We start from the raw sequence: 18,120 nt of genomic DNA on the forward strand, positions 1-18,120 counted from the left end.
TTAGACCTCCAGCTTTATTTTTTATGCAGTGAGCTTTTGAATATAATTACGAATAGGGATTGCGATTAAATCAGGATGACTCGCAATTCCCCAATGACCCGCATGAATATCAGTACGAGTAAAAGATGAATTTACCCATCTGTCTTGTTTATCTACGATGTGTTGAGGCACAAAGCGATCTTTGGTCATTGATAAAACGTGTACAGGTACCGAGGTATAACGCTTTTTAGAGTTCATTAATGGCTTAAATAGGTTCAATCGATAGAAACCTAACCCACGTACGGCATTTTTGAGTTGATTAGGATGTGGTCTAACTTTCTTACCTTCGAGTTGCGAAACCACTTGTGGCCATATTTTTGATAAGCCCAAATACCAACTTAACTCTGGAATAATTGGAATATTAAAAAACAGCATATAACTCGAAGAAATCATTTGCTTGATAGCAGCAAACTGTCTCGCCAGCTCTTTACTGTTCAGATTTTCTTTAAACCACATACCAGCATGATCAATGCTAGGCGCTAAAGCCGTATAACTTTTGATATATGGTTTTAACTTATCGTCCAAAATCGCTTCCCAACCTTGGAGGGCACCAAGATCATGGCCAATCAAATGAACAGGCTGCTGAGGACTCGTTTGCTCAATAACTGCTTTTAAATCTGAAATGAGATAGTCCATGTGATAACCCGCGTCAGACAACGGAGTTCCTGATAAACCTGTACCTCTTACATCGTAAGTCACAATATGAAAATCTGACTTCAGTAATAAAGCCAGTTCATCCCAGATTTGTGCTTCATCAGGATAACCATGAATAAACACCAGTGTTTCACGATTGTCTGCCGCTGTACCCCACTCATATATAGATAGCGTGACATCAGCAGACTGAATATATCTTTGTTGTTTTTCGATATTCGTATTCATATTAGCTCACCAATCCTTTTTGTATTTCTTCATAAAGTTTGACCGCTGGTGAACGGTTTATATAATCCAATGCAAGCTCTGTTGAACCTTCATAGTAAGGATGATACGAAGGTTTAAAGAAGTTTTTAGCCGTAGTCATAAACCACACAGGACTTGGTACTAATTCTTGAGAACTTGCTTTAAACCATTGTTGCCAAAAACCAAAGCGAGCTAAGCTTTGTTGAGATTTAGGTAAACTACGATCTACTGCTGCAAGCTCCTGCGTGCCTTTGACCATTAAATAAGTGAAAATTGGTGCCACCATACTCATGATTGCAGCACGTAATGCATAGTTACCGCCTAAGTGCTCAAATAAATCGAAAGCAACCGTTCGATGTTCAACTTCTTCGGCACAGTGCCAAGTAAATAGATCACTTACTGCTGGATCACAGCCTTTGTCTTCCCAGTGTGCTTTCGTCAAAGCATATTGACCTAATGCACACGTATAATGTTCAGCAGCAGCAACAATGCCTACACGAAACAATAACCAAGACTTTTGCATACGCTTTGGTAGAGCTTTTCCAAACGGCTTGTCTGCAAGCATGTAATCAAAGAGTTCAATTACGCGTTCGTATTGTTTTTCAATATCAACGCCATAACGTTGAATATATTTTTCGATAGATTCTTTATGCGCTTGAGCATGAATCGCCTCTTGGCGGATAAAAGTTTCTACATCTTTTTTTAATTTTTCATCGGTTACAAAAGGCAATGCCTTATTAAAAATACGGCAGAAAAAGTACTCTCCTCGCACAAGTGTAAAACTGAAATGGTTTACAGCATGACTTCCCATTGGAGATTGTGGCATCCAGTGGAGTGGTGATTCATTCCAATCAAACGCAACGCGACGTGGAAATAAAGGCCATAAAGTTTTAGAAGCCATATCTTTGAATGTGTTTGGGTGCATGTTCTTTTTCTCGTCCTCAAGATATCTACACACTAAGTTCTAAAATAGAACTTGTTAATATCATTAAAGGACAATTCCGATGTCAGAACGGTAAAAATCATTTTATCTAATCGATAGGTCGCAATAAAATGGAGGTCGTACTTCTACTTATGCAAAGTCATTAAAAATAAAAAAAGTAGTGCGTAAGGTGCTTGTTTCAATATTTACATTCAGCTTTTAATGAATTGAGTGAAGTCCTTTTCAACCAAATGAATCTTTACATCAAATTATATGCTCATCATTATTCCAACTTGAAAAGCTCGGCCAGGTAACGGTGCAATATATTTTAAAGGTGAGTTCTGGGGACGTGCTTCTTCATTAAGTAAATTTGTACCATTTAAGAAAATATCAAACGATGCATTCTTTAAATTCAAATTTTTATTAATTTTGAAATCGACTAGATTATATGCAGGCAAAGGGACTTCTTGATTAACATTCTTACCTAAATATTTTGGTTGCGCATAATAAGTACTTGATACTTGTGCTGACCAAGAATTATTTTGCCATTCGAGATAAGATCCATAACGATTTGTTGGCATATTTGGTAAATAAACCCCATCATTGTTCAATCTTATATTCGAAGGATCAGTAGCTTTATTTTTAACTAAATCGGCAAAACCACCAAGCTTTAAGTTTCCATATTGATTAAGATCAAAATCATAATTTGCATCAACTTCAAAACCTGTAATTTGTGTATCTGTCTGTGTCCAATATTTCAAAGGTAAGCGGTTTGCCATAGAGGCACCAGAATGCGTGAGATATATGTAATTATCAAAAACCATTTGGTAACCGACTATTTTTAGTTCAGCTTCTTTCCAATTCACGATCATGCTTAATTCTAAACTTTTGACTTTTTCTGGCTCAAGGTTCTGATTACCCTCTTCTTGGGTCATCACAGAATAGTGAGCATTACTTGAATATAGTTCATTAATTTCAGGAGCACGCTCTGAAATTGCATATTTTGCCCTTAGTTTAATGTAATCATTAATATTTAGTCCTCCCCCTATATAATAATGATTTAAATCGAAAGATTGATTTTCCAGTTTTGAATTACGAGCATTACGCGCTAACTTAAATGTTTGGTCTTGAATTTCATGTTCTATACTCTCAAAACGGTAACCAGCATCAAAATAAAACTTATTAAAATTTAACTGTTCTTGGAGAAATATAGCTTTATTACTGGTATTCACGTTCGGCAAATACCGCTGCTTGCCATCACCTTTAATTTCTCTATTTCTTAAACTTAAACCTAGAGTACCAGTTAAACTCTTAAATGACTTTTGTGTCATTAAAACCTCTGCTAATTGCTCATCGATTTTATATTCGTTGGCTTGCGTTGCACCTAAATACTCACCTGACTTGTTCGAAAGCTGTTGTAGATTGAAGTGTATATTCTCAAAAATAGAAATTGGTTGCTTCAATAATGAATCTAAAGCAAAGCGATTCTGCTCAATTTTCACGCCAATAGGAAGCATCACATAGCGGTCTTGAAATGATTGATTTTGCATTGAAAATCCTGGCACACCATATTCGCTTTTTTTTCGATCTGCGCTTATCCCAATGTAACCTTTATCAAAAAAATATGTTGTACCCACTCCCACATTTTCGCTTTGAGCATAACTATTTCCTAATTTTTTGTAATAATTAGGTGTCACATCACTATTAATCTTCTTTATTGTATTCTGTGGTGTATTAGGAATATATTCAGGATTCTTCGGGTTGATATAGGTTTTTCCGCTCCAGATTGATGATGGTTTATCACTATAAAATGAGAATTCCCCATCAGCCCAATCAGGGTTTTCAGTCATAAACTGATCTATATAAGGTTGTGAAGACTTATTGTAAATATGCTGAATCCGAGTGTCTTTTTGACACGAATCTGCTAATGCACTGTTCACACCTCCAGTCTCAGGGAAAACCTGATTTTCACAGGCATTCGCTTTACTATTTCCTGGAATTTTATACGATGAAATTTCTTGTTTTGAATATCTAATATTTGTCGACCAATTATTTTGATTGTTAATATTGAATTTGAATCCCTTCGCATCTAAATCATTAAACCCTTTTCTATAGGCTATATCTAATTTATGCTCTTTATGTTCTATTTCTTTAGAAATTAAACCAGATTCTATTTGAACACTTCCACCAATTGAATTGCCTCCATAACGGATACTATCCGAGCTTTTATTCACTATAATTTGTTCTGTAAAAAGTGGGTCGAATGGAATGTTAATATCTCCACTTATCGCATTCATCCCACTGACTAATTGACCATCTTCAAAAACACCAACTCTATTACCCGACAAGCTACGAATTATTGGTGCACCTGCATTCGGTCCAAATGCTGAATTTTGCACACCAGAAATTTTTGAAAGAGCATCCCCTAAAGTCTTTGCAGCTTTTATTTCTAACTTATTAACTTCAACTACATTTTCTGTAGAAGATGCTTTTATTCTTAAGGGTGTAAGTTGTGTGACATTATTATATTCCTCAGCCTTAATTTGTTGCATTACAAACAACATACTCAACATACAGGTGGTATAGCGCATTCTATCCTCGATTAAATGAAGTAATGTTATAACATTACATCATTTAATCACTATACTTATCAAAAATCTACAATCTTGTTTTTTGGTATGTGCTTATAAGTGCCTATGAAAAAGACCCAATGTGTCTTGTGTCTGAAAAGGTTAATAAAGAATCAAAAAAATAAGTCAGCTCTAGAGAGCTGACTTATTTTCACCCACTGAATATCTCTGCTTTGAATTGTAAGAATATTCGACAGCTTTAATCATAATAATTGACACGCAAGTGAATCAATTAGTTTTAAATCTTAACTCGGGTGAATTTCTGCCGTTAATCTTTGCAAATCATGACCCGAAGGTGCTTGGTAAACACGTAAACCAAATTCGGGAAGAATCGCAATTAAGTGATCAAAAATATCTGACTGAATTGCTTCATAAGAAACCCATGCAATCGTATTGGTAAATGCATAAATTTCTAAAGGCAAACCTTGGCTTGTAGGCTGTAACTGGCGAACCATAATGGTTTGATTTTGGGCAATTCCCTTGTGCTGGCGCAAGTAAAATTCAACATAGGCTCTAAACGTCCCAATATTGGTTAAACGGCGCTTGTTATAACGAGATTGATTGCTTAAATGCTTATTGAACTCTTCAATTTCAGAATTCTTTGCATCGAGATATTGGTCTAATAATAAAAATTCTTTGAGCTTTTGTTGCTCTTCGTCACTCATGAAATGAACACTGCTTTGATCGAGAAAAAGTGAACGCTTCATTCGACGGCAGCCCGAATTGCTCATGCCTCGCCAGTTTTTAAACGTATCGGTAACGAGTTTATTAGTTGGAATGGTGGTATAGGTTTTATCAAAATTTTGCACAGTGACCGTATGCAGCGAGATATCAATCACATCACCATCTGCATTAAGTGACGGCATCTCAATCCAATCTCCAATTCGTACCATGTCATAAGAGGCAATTTGTACACTCGCCACTAAAGACAAAATAGTGTTTTGGAAAACCAGCATTAATACCGCTGCCATTGCACCGAAACCTGCAAGCAAAGTGAACACATCCTTTTTAAGGAATGTTCCCAAAATCATCAGGCCACACACAACAAATAAAATTAATTTAACGAGTTGTAAGTAACCTTTAATCGGCTTATTTCTAGATTTCGGATTACGCTGATAAATAAGATTGAAGATATTTAAAAGCTCGCTGACCGTAAGTGCGAGTGTAAGAAAGATAAATGCTTGCGCGCCCATTTCTACAAACGAAATGAACTTTGGAGTGAGATGAGGAACCGTTGCAATACCGTTCATAATCACAACAGCAGGAACAATATTTGCAAATTTCTTTATGACGCTATGCTGGGCAAAAATAGATTTATTGGGTGATTTTAGTTTGGTCACCAAGTGGCGAACGCCCCGCACAATAATGCGTTTAGCAATAAAATTTGCTAGTGCTGCAAATAAAATCAAAATGGTGAGTGAAACTAACATTTCTAGCCAAGGATAATGGCTTAACTGAACCCGAATATCGCGGAAAAAACTTAAAAAATCCAAACCTATACACCTTAAAACTTTCTTTTCTAGAATTTTAAGGGCTAAAGCATGTGTTAATAAGACTTGTTTACATATGTAGTCATAAATACAACAACTAAGTTATATACCCTGCTATTTATCTCATTATTTTTAACCTTTAACGATAAGGTTTTATCTGCTTATGTTTTAGATCAAGTACATCAACTAGATCGAACAAATCTGTTCATTTAGAATAATACGTTAAACGAATAATTCTGGCTTTAGTGAGTGAAGTTTTCTGATTTTTTGACTTTTATTGGAGTGGTCTGGTTCAGCTTATTATTTATCTATATTGCTTGGACCTTTTTTCTTAAAAGTCTGGTTCATAGGTTTTTAATTTATAAACGTGGAATGATTACTTCTGCCGAGGTTGTGTATTTTCAGGACTCATTAGCTAAGGTGCAATATCGCCCGTTATGTTATATAAAATTGAAATTTCAAACTGAGCAAGGCGAAATCATTACTGAAAACCTTAAGGTGCTTATTGCTAAACAAAATCACGATCAATATAAGGTCGGTAGCATCATCAAAATTAAATATGATCCACAAAATTTAAAGAATATTTCAATATTGGGAGAGGTTATGGTTTAAGTCATTAGAGATTATTTAAAAAGTACGATAAGCCTTGCGGTGCGCGTCCGTTTAAGCGAGTACTCGTTGTCACTCGCACCAGATTACTCCAAGTAATATTGCAACAATGCTTGATCAATTTTTTGATTAAACAAACATCTTCATGACATGAAATAGGATCAAAACCTCCTACCAAAAGATAAGCTTCTGCGCTAAAACTTAAATTTGCCCCATGAATATGCGCATGTTTCATCTGATCTTTATAATGCGCCAAATACTTCTGCCGTTTGGTTGTAGATAGATGACTTAAGTCATCTAGGGTCACCGTACCGCAAATTGCATCTGTGGGTTGATGCTGGATTTGATAGTGCAGCCAATCAGGACTGACCACCGTATCTGCATCCGTACATGCAATCCATGTCACGCCACGCCCAATTAAATGACGAATTCCTAGATCTCGTGCTTGCCCAACACAGGCGTAGTTACATTCAATCCAATTGATCTGATGGCTTTGTACAATCAACCGCGACTGATCTGTACAGTTATCGAGTACCACAATCACTTCTACGTCATAACCGCTAATATTATTTATAGCGACCTGAATAGAGTGCAAACAGGCAGATAGATAGTGCTCTTCGTTATGGGCTGGAATGACGATACCTATTTTCATCTTAATTTTTCCTGCTGTGCTAAAGAGGAAGTCTTGGCCGTCCATAGATCAATCATAAAATCTGGATCGTTTAAACTGAGATAGTGATGAAATGGAAAAAGTTGCTGAAAACCTTGATGGACTTGTTCTGCATTTAATTCAAAATCTTGAATTTCATGACGCCAATGACAGCACAGAATCTCACCATCGTCATTTAAACTATGTTTTAACTTTTCAATAAACTGATGCAATTCATCAGCAGATAAGTAATAGGCCATCTCACTAATTAAAATGAGATCGAATTTTTGAATTGAGTAGTCTTCAGGTATTTTTCTATTTTCAACAACCACATGCTCAAACTCTTTTAGGCGCTCGGACGCTAAGCGAACAGCACTCTCAGAGACATCTATACACAACAATTGCTCGGCTCTTTGCGCCAAATGAAAACTTAAATGTCCATTTGAACAGCCCACTTCTAACACTTTTGAGTAACGAGGTTTTGTCAGCAGCGCGAGACAAATTTGTCTTTTACGAGCTTCATACCAATGAGAGTCATAGCCCCACGGATCACTGTTATGACGATATAAATCTTCAAAGTACATGCGAGAATGAATCACTCAAATAAACCTCATAAGGCATTAAAAGACGTTTAATTGCACTTTGGGAGAGAACCGCAGCATTGCCCGTGGTTTCATCTGCTTCAAGTTGGGTTTTAAACTGCAAAATTGCTTGATGTTTTTTAGTTAGCTGTTCTTCGGTTAAGCGGTAGGCTTTTGCTCGGTACCAATCAATTCGTGAGTCTAAAGGCTTTGCCCAATGCCAAGCCCAAATTAATACGTGTAAACATAGAAGTCGCTTAGCGGTTGCATAAGCTTGTACGGTTTTACCTACTGCTTCATGGTCTGGATGACCATCAAAGGCATAGCTACAAACTAGAATGTCATCGGCTTGAACGATCTGCTCTAAGTTCTGCCACAGTTGATCGGTTTGCAAATAGATCTGACCATCTAATAAATTAAGCTCTACATGCTCGGTTGACTCTGCTACCCCTAAACAATTTAATGCTGCCAAGCTTTCTTGCGGACGAAGAATGTTGAGCTGATCTGGAGGATATTTTGTAGAGTTAGGATGGCTTTGGGTGCCGTTAGTCACCGCTAAAATGAGGATCTTACAATTCAGCGCAATGAGTTGTTGCATTCCCCCCCCGCAACCAAGTACCTCATCATCAGGATGTGGAGCGACAATCACCACTCTTTTAGAGCGAAACAACTCAAGATCTAAAGCCGCTAAAGGTTGTTGTTGAAATGCATTTAACCATTGCTCTTTGGTCGTACCCTCACCAAAAATAACGCGGTCTTCGACCAAAGGATGTTTTAAAGTTCCCATAGGCTTTGGTCCGATAAACAAAGTTCTGTAATTTGTTGGTAATCAAAAGCAGCATGACTCTGTCTGATAAACACAGGCAAATCAGCCATGAGCCGTGCAAAAGTAGCATCTTCACAAAAAGGACGAGCACCTAACGCTTTCCCTACTCGCTCAACTACACCCAGACAGCATTGTTCTGTTTGAGCACGTAATATTCGTATTTCCCGTTCATGATTTAGCATGGGTTTGCTGTCAATCAGTTCAGCAACATATTTAAAATATTGCTTAGTAATTTCTAATTGATGAGCGACCTCGCCTAAATACAATTTTTTAAAAGGATTTGGACTGACCTGACAACTTTCTTGTAAAAAACCAGCTAAACCAACGGCGGCACCATACCAACAAGCGGCAACACCTGCTGCACCATGCCAAAAACCTGAGCGTTTTAAATAACTATTTGGATGACCAATCAATTTAACAGGTGTATTTTCAAAACTTACTCTTGCAGTCTGTGTCGCATCCATTCCGACTGCATGCCAGTGGCTTAAGTCCGTGCTAATCGAAGAATCACTTAAGTCGACAATACAAAGCTGAGCCTGCCCTTGTTGATTTTTAAAACTCATTAAAACTTTTTGAATAAACTCTGCACCAGAACACCAAGGCTTTATGCCCTGACATAGGTTATCTTTCACTTGCAACGGAGCTGGTCCACCGTCTGCTGCCCAAACAGCCCAAAGCTGGTCACCTATTTCTTGCTGATAACCCAACTCATATAAAATGCTTACAGCATCGCAATGTGACTCAAAAAGCTTCGCCAAACTTAAATCGACTCCAGCAATCTGAGCAAAAAGTTGCCAGCGCTGATAGGTCTGACCCGAAGCTGGATGAGGTAAATTTTTGGCTAAACTTACCAATTGAGAGAGTAAATCTATACGAAGCTTACTTTTATCTTCAGCCGAGGCAGATTCAAATTCACTCAAGATACTTAATATCGTCACATTTATAGGTATTTTAATATTCATTGCAAATAATTATTTATAAGACTTGGTTTAACCTTATCTAAATACTTCTGTTTAAATAAACATGTAAATTGTAATAAAAAGATAAATATTATTAGTTTTATATCTAATTATTTCATTGTTACTCAAATATATTTATTAAGTGAACTTATAAACCCATCCTGTAAGGTTTATTAAAAACCCCACATTTACCCGCTTATTTAAAGTAATTTAGGTCTTACCATTTTTCTATTTTTAAAGAAGAGGTCTAAAATGAGCACTTTAAATATTAATGATATTAAAAAACACGCAGACGTTATTGCTTCTTGTGGTACTAAAGTAGGTACAGTCGACCATCTAGAGGGTGAAAACCAATTAAAGCTGACTCGAGACGAAAGCGGTCAACATCACCTTATTCCTACTGGATGGATTGGGGAAGTGAAAGAAAACCAAGTCATTCTGAATAAAAATTCAGAAGAAGTTAAAGATCAGTGGCAAGCGATCTAGACTTTTAAGCACGATACGTGACTTAACCTGAACTTTATAATAAATCGTTTCAGCTTATAAAAATGAATAGGCTTAAAAACTTTACAGCCTAACTCCCCGAACTGAAGGCTCCTTTTCATAAGGAGCCTTTTTTTATTTATGAAATCTCTGACTTAGACCATTTGTATCTCTATAAGCCTTTGGTTGGATGTTTTTGTCCTTTACTCACATGGTGATCGATTTTACTTAATGCTAAAAATTGTCCATTCGCATTAAATGAACAATTATGAATAGGGTGACGTATATGATCACAGGGAATCATCAACTTAAAGCAAGAAAAGTACATTTTGATTTTGCCGAGTCGTCTGTCTGTTGGATGCCGAATGATCCGCTCTGCTCACATGTAGCAAATGGCATTAATATGCTCTTGCCGGCTGGTGAATTTTGGTTTTGCCGCGTGTTTAATAAAACCCTTCCCTTGATTACCGATGAAACATTAAAACAAGAAGTGATTGGCTTTGTTCGCCAAGAAGCGGCGCATGCCCGTGCCCATGAAAAAGCCCAAGACTTTTTACGAGAAAATGGCTACGACATTCAAGACCCACTCAACCGTGCACATTTTGTTTTTAATATTTTATTGGGCGATAAACCCTTTGGTCTGCCGCTTGTAAAAGGCAAAAAACTTGAAGAATATTGGTTACTTTTCCGAGTAGGTGTGATTGCTGCAATCGAGCACTTTACGGGCACTATTGGTCAGTGGACACTTGATAGTAAGTCTTGGGATAGCGCTGACCCTGCAATGGCAGATTTATTCCGTTGGCATCTGGCTGAAGAAGTTGAACATCGATGTGTTGCTTACGATTTATTTGAGCACCTTTTAACAAACAAGTTGGGTTTTTATGTGTCTCGCCAAGTCATTATGGCGGCTATTTTCCCACTGTTTATTTACTTCCTTGCCGATTTTGCACGGAGTCTAGGCAAGCAGGATTTAGAACACGAAGACATTCAAAAATTGATGCGTCGTGGCTTCTTTAATTTCATTCGTGAATTTGAAAAAACTGCGACTCGCTCAGACAACTTACCGACCATTAAATATTTATGGAAAGCGACATTAAGATGGGTTTCTCCAAAATTTAACCCACTTCATGAAGGTGACACCGAGCAAGCTTTAGCTTATATGGCTCGTTCGCCTGCCGTGCAATATTTTGAAGGAATGACACAGGCTGCAAAACCTGCGACATTAAGCTAAGCAGCTATTTTATTTAAAATGAAAAGCCTCCTTGTTTGGAGGCTTTTTCTTAAGTAAATTTTGTCGCTTAAGCAAAATTTAAAAAGAAATAATCCAACAACCGATCTCTTTCATCTACCGCATTTTTATCTAAAAGCTGGACCATTGCGCCATCAATCATAAATAAAAACATGTAAGCATCTTGGATGGAGACCGTAGCTTTTAAGGTTAAAAGCAACTTATAGATTTCGTTAACAAACCAGTTTCTATAGTCAACTACAACTTTATAGGCAACTGGATAGAGCTTTTCAATTTCAAAAATTGCTTTAAAGGGTAAACGATAAAAGCCATTTAAGTCGGCATGTAAAAGGTAAATCTGCTTAAGTTTATCGAGCACCATTTCTTCACGGTAAGAATTAACAATGGAAAATACTTTTACTTTGAGCGAGTCTTTTTGAAAAGTGAGACACATCTCGATGAGTCGTGCTTTTGAGTGAAAGTCGTTATAGAAAGTAGCTTTGGGAATTTTGGCTTCGGCAATAATCCGGTCGACACCGACTTTATGAAAACCATCTTGATTAAATAAATCTTTTGCTACGTGAAGCACGCGCAGTGCTCTAAATGAAGATTCTAAATTTGGCATAGGAATACCGTTTAAATAATTTTTTGTTGTATCTAAAAGAGATAGAAATGCCGTCACTCTTAAAATGAGTGCTAAAAACAGGCATGCAAAAGCAGCACAAAAATGTGCCTAAGCTATCTCAGGTTTTATTGTTGCTATGATTTTTTAGTCGTAACGAGCTAAGGTTGTAGAAAACCTAGAGTCGGTTAAACCGTTTTAAAGACCAGTTGGGCGGTATGGCAGAGAGTTTGGCAAAGGCCAATAAAGAAGAAATAGTACGCATAGCGGACTCCTAGATGAAATAGAAGTTCTACCGAATTACTGTCAAATAATTATGGTGGCAGAACGAAGGTGGGTTGACAGACCAGTCATCTAGGAACCGGCACGCACAAGGCGTCCCACCTCCGTCCTACCGCTACGAAGGGGGGACGAACGAGTTCGCCACCAAAAAATTACTTTCTTGGTGCCCTAGATGAAAAACAGCCTGTCAAAGCCGGCTGGCGATGTAGGCCAGCAGGCAAAGCATAATCGGAGAGGTTTTAGGTGTCAATGTGATATTGGCTAGAAAATAATTGAATAAATATTATTTTTCATTGGATTAGAAATTGATTATTTAGTAAAAATAATAATAGAACAAAAGAGGGTTAGCAGACTGGGCATATAGAACCAGCACGCACAAGGCGTCCCTCTCTCATCCTGAAACGAAGAATAATAAGAGAGATTTTAAGTGTCAATGTGATATTCGGTGAATTCTTAAAGTTTATTTTTTATTTTAAATTATATGCTGTGATACACCGATAAAATGAATAATTAAATCCATTTTATCGGCTTACTTACAAGATTTTTAAGATTCCATTTTATTTTCTAATATAGTTTGGAAATTCTTTTAAAACCGTATTACATAATTGGCCTTTCGCATCTCCTCTCTTGCGTGCTTCAAATTGGTCCATACCTAATCGCATAACTTCTCTACCGTATTTCTCACCTAGTTCATGTTTAGTACATTTGTCAGCTTCATGAACTAATTCTTGTGAAGTATAGTGATAGTTACAATCAAGTTGAGCACGGCTTAAATAACCATGTAGTTGTACTGTTCTCTCGCAACTTGATCGCTGTATATAAGTTTTGGACTCTTGAGCCGCATAAACTGAGGTTCCTACCAATAAAGTGAAAGCTGTTACTAAAATATTACGCATTATTTCCCCGATAAAATTATTAAAAGTATTAGTGGCAATGTTGCGGGCATATTAAATAATAATTGTTTACAAGTGTCTATTAATAATAAGAAAATTGGATAAATCTATTTCTGTTTTGAATACTTAATCACATTATTAAATGTTGTTTGATTAAGTTTTATCAAATGAATGATATTAGATTGATCTAATACCCAGCTATTCAAGAAAAGAGTTCTAGTAATGTTCAATTTATTTCTTATCTACTAAAACCCTTACTCATTAGCACTTTAAAATCCTAGTTTCTTAAAGACGAAATAACCCACATGGCTTTCAAAGCTTCCGTCCTTTTGGATTTTGAAATATTTCTTAACGAGGTCAGATGAACCTTCCTGCAAATAGCGTAAAGTTTTGACTTGATCTTCAGGAGTTTTCATACGCTTTACCCAACTATCAAAGTCTAATGAGAGCGTTTGCTTGTCTAAGCCCACTAAATCAAAGCCTGCATCTTCAATAAAATAGACCCACTCTTTCACACTATAGTTTCGTACATGACTTGGGTCTCGAATAGTTTCGATTGTCTGTAAAAACGTATCTAATATAGGCAAACTAGAACTAATAATGTCTACAAAAATAACAATGCCATCTGACTTAAGAACGCGGTTTATTTCTTTCATGGCAGTCGGAACATGCTGCCAATGATGAGCTGAATATCGGCTAATCACGACATCAAACTGTTGATCACTAAAAGGCATATCTTCGGCAATGCCCTGCTGCACAAAGATGTTTTTTAATTTGCGTTGGCTAGCAGCCTTAGAGACGGTGTCTAACATTTCATGAGATAAATCGTAGGCAAAGACTAGGTCAGCATGTGGAGCAACATTATAAGAGACATGACCACCACCACAGCCTAAATCTAGAACGACAGCCTTTTCATATTTCTGAATTTCATGAATAAATTTATTAAATTCAATTCCTTCAGAATGCGCTTGGCTATTCAAATAGTCTAAAGATTTATTTTGATATTGTTTTTGGTTTATATCGTGCTGGGTGATCATAACCTTGCTTCCTACTTTGCAATGAAATCACCATAAAGGAAAAGTTAGATAAAAAATAATGATTAGTTTTTCTTCAATTGATAAATAAAAGTTATTATTTAATTTATTTTAATACACAGTAAGCACAAAATTTTAAAATCCTTAAATTCAATAGACAGCTATACTGGCGTTATCTAAAAATTCTACAAAAACAGAAAATGCTAAAAGCTATTTTATTTGATTTAGATCAGACTCTACTTGACAGAAATACGTCACTTAAAAAATTTGTTGAATGGCAAGTAAACTTTTTCCAATTGGTATCACAGAAGAATAAGCAAAACTTTATCACTCGATTTATTGAATTAGATAACAATGGAAATGTCTGGAAAGACTTGGTTTATACCCAATTGCTTAAAGAATTTAATATCAAAAACTTTAACGTCGAGACCTTGCTGAACTCCTACGTTAATGACTTTAATAAGTTTTCTTCTTCATTTGAAAGAGTTCCTGAAACAATTCAAAATCTTTATAACAAAGGATATAAATTAGGCTTAATTTCTAATGGGAAATCCCCTTTTCAAGAAAATAACTTTTATGCACTAGGTCTTAAGGAATTTTTTTCTACAATTATTGTTTCAGAGGCTATAGGCTTACGCAAACCCGATATACAAATATTTGAACATGCATGTAAAGAGCTGGGCTTTATTCCTAATGAATGTATTTTTGTAGGTGATAATCCGAAAGCCGATATTGAAGGTGCTAACAAAGCCGGAATGAAAACGATCTTTTTCCATCCTGACCCTTCCATTGATTATCCTTTAGCAGATAAAAAGATTCACCATTATGATCAGCTAGAAATAGCAATTAACAAATTAGAGAATTCGATTCTTTAACAATAGATTTAAGAACTTATAAGAAATCCGCAAAGAGCACTGTTTAGTCACCCTTACTGAAACAGTGCTCTTTGCTCCATCACAACCCTTATCCAGAGAGGTTCGATGCATAGAACTAGTGTATGTACCTTTAACTCAAAATGTTTCCTGTATTTTTTAATATTTTTAAATATTCTAAGCATAAAAATGAAGTATATTTAAATTTATCAGAAGATTCTTCTTTGGTTTATATTTTGAACAGAACAGAATACACACTAGATCGCATAGATCGGAAAATTTTATCTGCATTACGTGGAAATGGCCGTTTAACCGTTGCTCAATTAGCAGAAGAAGTCGGTCTTTCATCCTCACCATGCTGGACACGACTAAAACGCCTAGAAACTTTAAAAATTATTGAAGGCTATACGGTAAACGTAAACCCAAAAGCGATTGGCATTCATGAAGTATTCTTTATAGAAATTACTTTAGAACGCCATGACGATGAAATGCTGGAAAATTTCAGCGAAGCATTAGCCGATATACCTGAAGTTGTAGAAGCTCATCTGGTTACAGGTGATTATGATTATTTGGTGAAAGTAGCTGTAAAAGATGCTGACCATTACGAACGTTTTTTACGAAAAAAACTCTATTCAATTAAGGGAATTCGACACACCCGTTCGACCTTTGCCCTGCGCCCTCTTAAATCTGCCAATACCGCCGATTTAATGTTGATTGAATAAAAGGTGTAGCGTCTATAGATCATCAAATTAAGTTATTGATCTAGAATTCTTATTAAGTTAAGCGACTAAAAACATAACAGATTTAGACTCTGTTATATTTTTTTTAAAAAATTCTGTATCTATGATTACAGCCTCCTCATCTCCATAATAAAATTAATCTGAATTGGAGGCATCGCCATGAACATTTTGAAGAAAAAAAATAAGGCCAGTTTTGTATTCTTTATTATTACTCTCTATTCTTTTATTGGGTTTGGCTTAGGTTATATTATTTGGGAATACTTTTTAAAGACCTAGTTTGCTAAAGAATGTTTAACCCACCTCAGAAATAATTTCTGAAGTAATTTCTTTGCTACGATGATATGCGGCCTTCATAGCTAAACGTATATCATCTGACACATTGCCTAATTCAAACATTCGTAAAGCAGATTCGGTAATCCCGTTTGCTAAAGTGACCTTACTACATAAATCCGCAGGTGAGACATTACTTTTACGAATCATTTCAACTGCCCCACTGGCTGCTTGAAGCGCAAGATCTAAGGCAAATTGCTTATCTAGCCCTAGTGAAACGCCCGTCTTAATCATGCTATCTAGAATATAGAAAAAGTAAGCTGGCCCTGAACCTGATAATGCAATAATGGCATCACTTTGTGTTTCGGACTGCGCCCAAAAAGTCTGTCCCGTTGCAGAGTACAACGTATCAATTAAGTCTTTATCAAGCTGATCCATTTGCTCTGAAGCAATGAGCACATGAGTACCCGTGTGCGTAAGCACAGGCGGATTTGAAATCACACGAACGATTTTTTTTGAACCGGTAAAACTCGATAGATGCGCAATATCAATCCCTGCCATCATAGAAACAATAATCTTATTGGTTAACCATTTTTTAAACGGCGCAAGTGCCTCTTTTAATTGTTTCGGATCGAGTAATAACACAACAATGTCAGCTTTTTTTAAACCATTCTCTTTTTGCTTCAATGCATTTATATCATTAATTTTTTTCTCTTCAATTAAATGTATCTTTTCTTTTTTAAATCCTTTTAAAACCATGCCACCTATTAACGCTAAAGCTAGATTACTACTGCCAATAAAGCAAATATTAGGTTGTACTTCATTTAACATTTAAAACATTTTCCTTTCTAAGGGATGCTACAACAGTAAATATTATCTATAGTTTAATTATAAATATTGAATTAAAGATATCCATCTAAATAAAGAAACAACTCAAATAAAATATATTAAATTGGGGTTTCATTTTACTTACACAATGAATAAAAAACTCCAACTCAAACCCAATGTATAACTATATTTAGAAAAAAACATATCTGAATTGTTAAAATATGCAACTATTTTCCAAAACTCTGTAAATTACCACCTAATACATTAAAACAAAATATTTAAATACAAAATCTTAAGTTTTTCTGTTATAGCCATTTTGATTAATTTAATAAAAATATATTATATTAAATCGTAATTTTTTAAATTAAGAGGCCATAACAAAGGCATTATGATTTATTAGTTAAATATTTTCTTTTTTAAAATTATCTCGGCTTTTCTTATTGCTTGACTTAAATCAACATCTTCACATACCCAGAAGGTAAAAATTTGTCCAAACAAGTGAAAGTGTTGTTTAATATATTTAGAACTATTGTCTGAATAATGCTCTTCTATCTTAAAGAAATCATTATTGTTTTCTATTTTCTGACCGTCAAAAATACCGCCAATACAAATATCCATTTTAATACTACATACCTAATTGCTTATATTATAATATAAAATATAGAAGCATTTCTTAAACTATTATTTTTCGCTTCTTCTTATTTTAAATATAATTTTCGTTAAAATTTATAAAAAACCCACAAAAGTAAAGTGGGTTTTTTAAACTCTCTAAAATGTGATACTTTAAATATAATTTATTTAAAAGTACTCATGCATTTTATTTAATTATGAATTTTGAAGAATCACAATATTTGAAGCCTGTGGACCTTTTTTACCCTGTACTACGGTAAACTCAACACGTTGACCTTCCAATAGAACTTTAAAACCTTGTGTTTGAATATCAGTAAAATGAGCAAAAATATCTTTACCTTCATCAGTCACAATAAAACCAAAACCTTTAGTTTCATTGAACCATTTTACTGTACCAGTAGTTGTAGACATATCTTATATCCTGAATCTTAAAATATTATAACTTATTATTGGGTAAACCAATTTAACTAAAAAATAGACGTCAAAACTTAAATATCTGAAAAACCCAAGGATTATAAATAAAACTGCGCAAATAGAAATTTATAATGACATGAATATTTTGTTAGTTATTTTCGATAATACACGCTTCGGAAGCATTTGCAATCGATATTCAAATAAGAAGGCTTCCATACTCTC

The 18,120-nt window shown here is 35.5% G+C and carries 20 protein-coding genes; 6 read left to right on the forward strand and 14 right to left on the reverse strand.

All coding sequences use genetic code 11. The features are described 5' to 3' along the window. Positions 1–21 precede the first annotated feature (21 nt). The 4 genes from WA249_RS08210 to WA249_RS08225 form a co-directional block, all read right to left on the reverse strand. Complete coding sequence (locus tag WA249_RS08210) at positions 22–918, reverse strand: alpha/beta fold hydrolase (protein WP_336167766.1); 897 nt, start codon at positions 916–918, stop codon at positions 22–24. Position 919: 1 nt separating this feature from the next. After that, on the reverse strand, positions 920–1,861 hold the full coding sequence (locus WA249_RS08215) for a metal-dependent hydrolase (protein WP_336167768.1): 942 nt from the start codon (positions 1,859–1,861) through the stop codon (positions 920–922). A 266-nt stretch (positions 1,862–2,127) separates the two neighbouring features. Next, the gene (locus tag WA249_RS08220; protein WP_336167770.1) at positions 2,128–4,449 is read right to left on the reverse strand and encodes a TonB-dependent receptor; all 2,322 of its coding nucleotides are present in this window, start codon (positions 4,447–4,449) and stop codon (positions 2,128–2,130) included. Between the two features lie 284 nt (positions 4,450–4,733). Then, complete coding sequence (locus tag WA249_RS08225) at positions 4,734–5,981, reverse strand: mechanosensitive ion channel family protein (protein ID WP_336167773.1); 1,248 nt, start codon at positions 5,979–5,981, stop codon at positions 4,734–4,736. Between the two features lie 246 nt (positions 5,982–6,227). Here WA249_RS08225 and WA249_RS08230 point away from each other — a divergent pair, with 246 nt between their 5' ends. Further along, complete coding sequence (locus WA249_RS08230; protein ID WP_336167775.1) at positions 6,228–6,590, forward strand: DUF3592 domain-containing protein; 363 nt, start codon at positions 6,228–6,230, stop codon at positions 6,588–6,590. Between the two features lie 4 nt (positions 6,591–6,594). Here WA249_RS08230 and WA249_RS08235 read toward each other — a convergent pair whose 3' ends face one another. Genes WA249_RS08235 through WA249_RS08250 form a run of 4 tightly spaced genes read right to left on the reverse strand, consistent with a single transcriptional unit; the run spans position 6,595 to position 9,605 of the window. Next, complete coding sequence (locus WA249_RS08235) at positions 6,595–7,239, reverse strand: glycosyltransferase (RefSeq protein ID WP_336167777.1); 645 nt, start codon at positions 7,237–7,239, stop codon at positions 6,595–6,597. Next, positions 7,236–7,835 carry a class I SAM-dependent methyltransferase gene (locus WA249_RS08240; protein WP_336167778.1) on the reverse strand — a complete coding sequence of 200 codons (600 nt, stop codon included), beginning with the start codon at positions 7,833–7,835 and terminating at the stop codon, positions 7,236–7,238. The genes WA249_RS08235 and WA249_RS08240 overlap by 4 nt, the downstream gene beginning before the upstream one ends. After that, positions 7,810–8,604 (reverse strand): PIG-L deacetylase family protein, encoded by a 795-nt coding sequence (locus tag WA249_RS08245; RefSeq protein WP_336167779.1) that lies wholly within the window; start codon positions 8,602–8,604, stop codon positions 7,810–7,812. Before WA249_RS08245 ends, WA249_RS08240 begins: the two co-directional genes overlap by 26 nt. Beyond that, positions 8,592–9,605 carry an acyl-CoA dehydrogenase gene (locus WA249_RS08250; protein WP_336167780.1) on the reverse strand — a complete coding sequence of 338 codons (1,014 nt, stop codon included), beginning with the start codon at positions 9,603–9,605 and terminating at the stop codon, positions 8,592–8,594. The genes WA249_RS08245 and WA249_RS08250 overlap by 13 nt, the downstream gene beginning before the upstream one ends. 249 nt (positions 9,606–9,854) lie before the next feature. Between WA249_RS08250 and WA249_RS08255 the strand changes: the two genes are divergently transcribed. Beyond that, positions 9,855–10,088, forward strand: coding sequence for a DUF2171 domain-containing protein (locus tag WA249_RS08255; RefSeq protein WP_005303705.1), 234 nt, complete (start codon positions 9,855–9,857; stop codon positions 10,086–10,088). Between the two features lie 283 nt (positions 10,089–10,371). Next, positions 10,372–11,316, forward strand: a complete 945-nt coding sequence (locus WA249_RS08260) for a metal-dependent hydrolase (protein WP_005303702.1) — start codon at positions 10,372–10,374, stop codon at positions 11,314–11,316. Between the two features lie 67 nt (positions 11,317–11,383). Here WA249_RS08260 and WA249_RS08265 read toward each other — a convergent pair whose 3' ends face one another. The 3 genes from WA249_RS08265 to WA249_RS08275 form a co-directional block, all read right to left on the reverse strand. Beyond that, positions 11,384–11,938 (reverse strand): TetR/AcrR family transcriptional regulator, encoded by a 555-nt coding sequence (locus WA249_RS08265; protein WP_336167781.1) that lies wholly within the window; start codon positions 11,936–11,938, stop codon positions 11,384–11,386. An 836-nt stretch (positions 11,939–12,774) separates the two neighbouring features. Then, positions 12,775–13,113 carry a hypothetical protein gene (locus tag WA249_RS08270; protein ID WP_336167783.1) on the reverse strand — a complete coding sequence of 113 codons (339 nt, stop codon included), beginning with the start codon at positions 13,111–13,113 and terminating at the stop codon, positions 12,775–12,777. Positions 13,114–13,379: 266 nt separating this feature from the next. Continuing rightward, the gene (locus tag WA249_RS08275) at positions 13,380–14,147 is read right to left on the reverse strand and encodes a class I SAM-dependent methyltransferase (RefSeq protein ID WP_336167785.1); all 768 of its coding nucleotides are present in this window, start codon (positions 14,145–14,147) and stop codon (positions 13,380–13,382) included. Between the two features lie 197 nt (positions 14,148–14,344). Between WA249_RS08275 and WA249_RS08280 the strand changes: the two genes are divergently transcribed. From WA249_RS08280 to WA249_RS08290, 3 genes are all read left to right on the forward strand, one after another. Continuing rightward, the gene (locus WA249_RS08280) at positions 14,345–15,019 is read left to right on the forward strand and encodes an HAD family hydrolase (protein WP_336167787.1); all 675 of its coding nucleotides are present in this window, start codon (positions 14,345–14,347) and stop codon (positions 15,017–15,019) included. Positions 15,020–15,252: 233 nt separating this feature from the next. Continuing rightward, positions 15,253–15,738 carry an Lrp/AsnC family transcriptional regulator gene (locus tag WA249_RS08285; protein ID WP_031945309.1) on the forward strand — a complete coding sequence of 162 codons (486 nt, stop codon included), beginning with the start codon at positions 15,253–15,255 and terminating at the stop codon, positions 15,736–15,738. Between the two features lie 177 nt (positions 15,739–15,915). Further along, positions 15,916–16,032: a hypothetical protein gene (locus WA249_RS08290; protein WP_016138721.1), complete on the forward strand. Its 117-nt coding sequence runs from the start codon at positions 15,916–15,918 to the stop codon at positions 16,030–16,032. Between the two features lie 15 nt (positions 16,033–16,047). Here WA249_RS08290 and WA249_RS08295 read toward each other — a convergent pair whose 3' ends face one another. The 3 genes from WA249_RS08295 to WA249_RS08305 form a co-directional block, all read right to left on the reverse strand. Beyond that, positions 16,048–16,857, reverse strand: coding sequence for a pyrroline-5-carboxylate reductase family protein (locus WA249_RS08295; RefSeq protein ID WP_336167789.1), 810 nt, complete (start codon positions 16,855–16,857; stop codon positions 16,048–16,050). Positions 16,858–17,250: 393 nt separating this feature from the next. Beyond that, entirely contained in the window at positions 17,251–17,472 is a 222-nt protein-coding gene (locus WA249_RS08300; protein ID WP_336167791.1) for a hypothetical protein, read from the reverse strand. Positions 17,473–17,679: 207 nt separating this feature from the next. Next, positions 17,680–17,895: a cold-shock protein gene (locus WA249_RS08305; RefSeq protein WP_252609221.1), complete on the reverse strand. Its 216-nt coding sequence runs from the start codon at positions 17,893–17,895 to the stop codon at positions 17,680–17,682. Between the last annotated feature and the right edge of the window lie 225 nt (positions 17,896–18,120).

The organism is Acinetobacter sp. 161(2023), assembly GCF_037027805.1.
Classification (GTDB): Bacteria; Pseudomonadota; Gammaproteobacteria; order Pseudomonadales; family Moraxellaceae; genus Acinetobacter.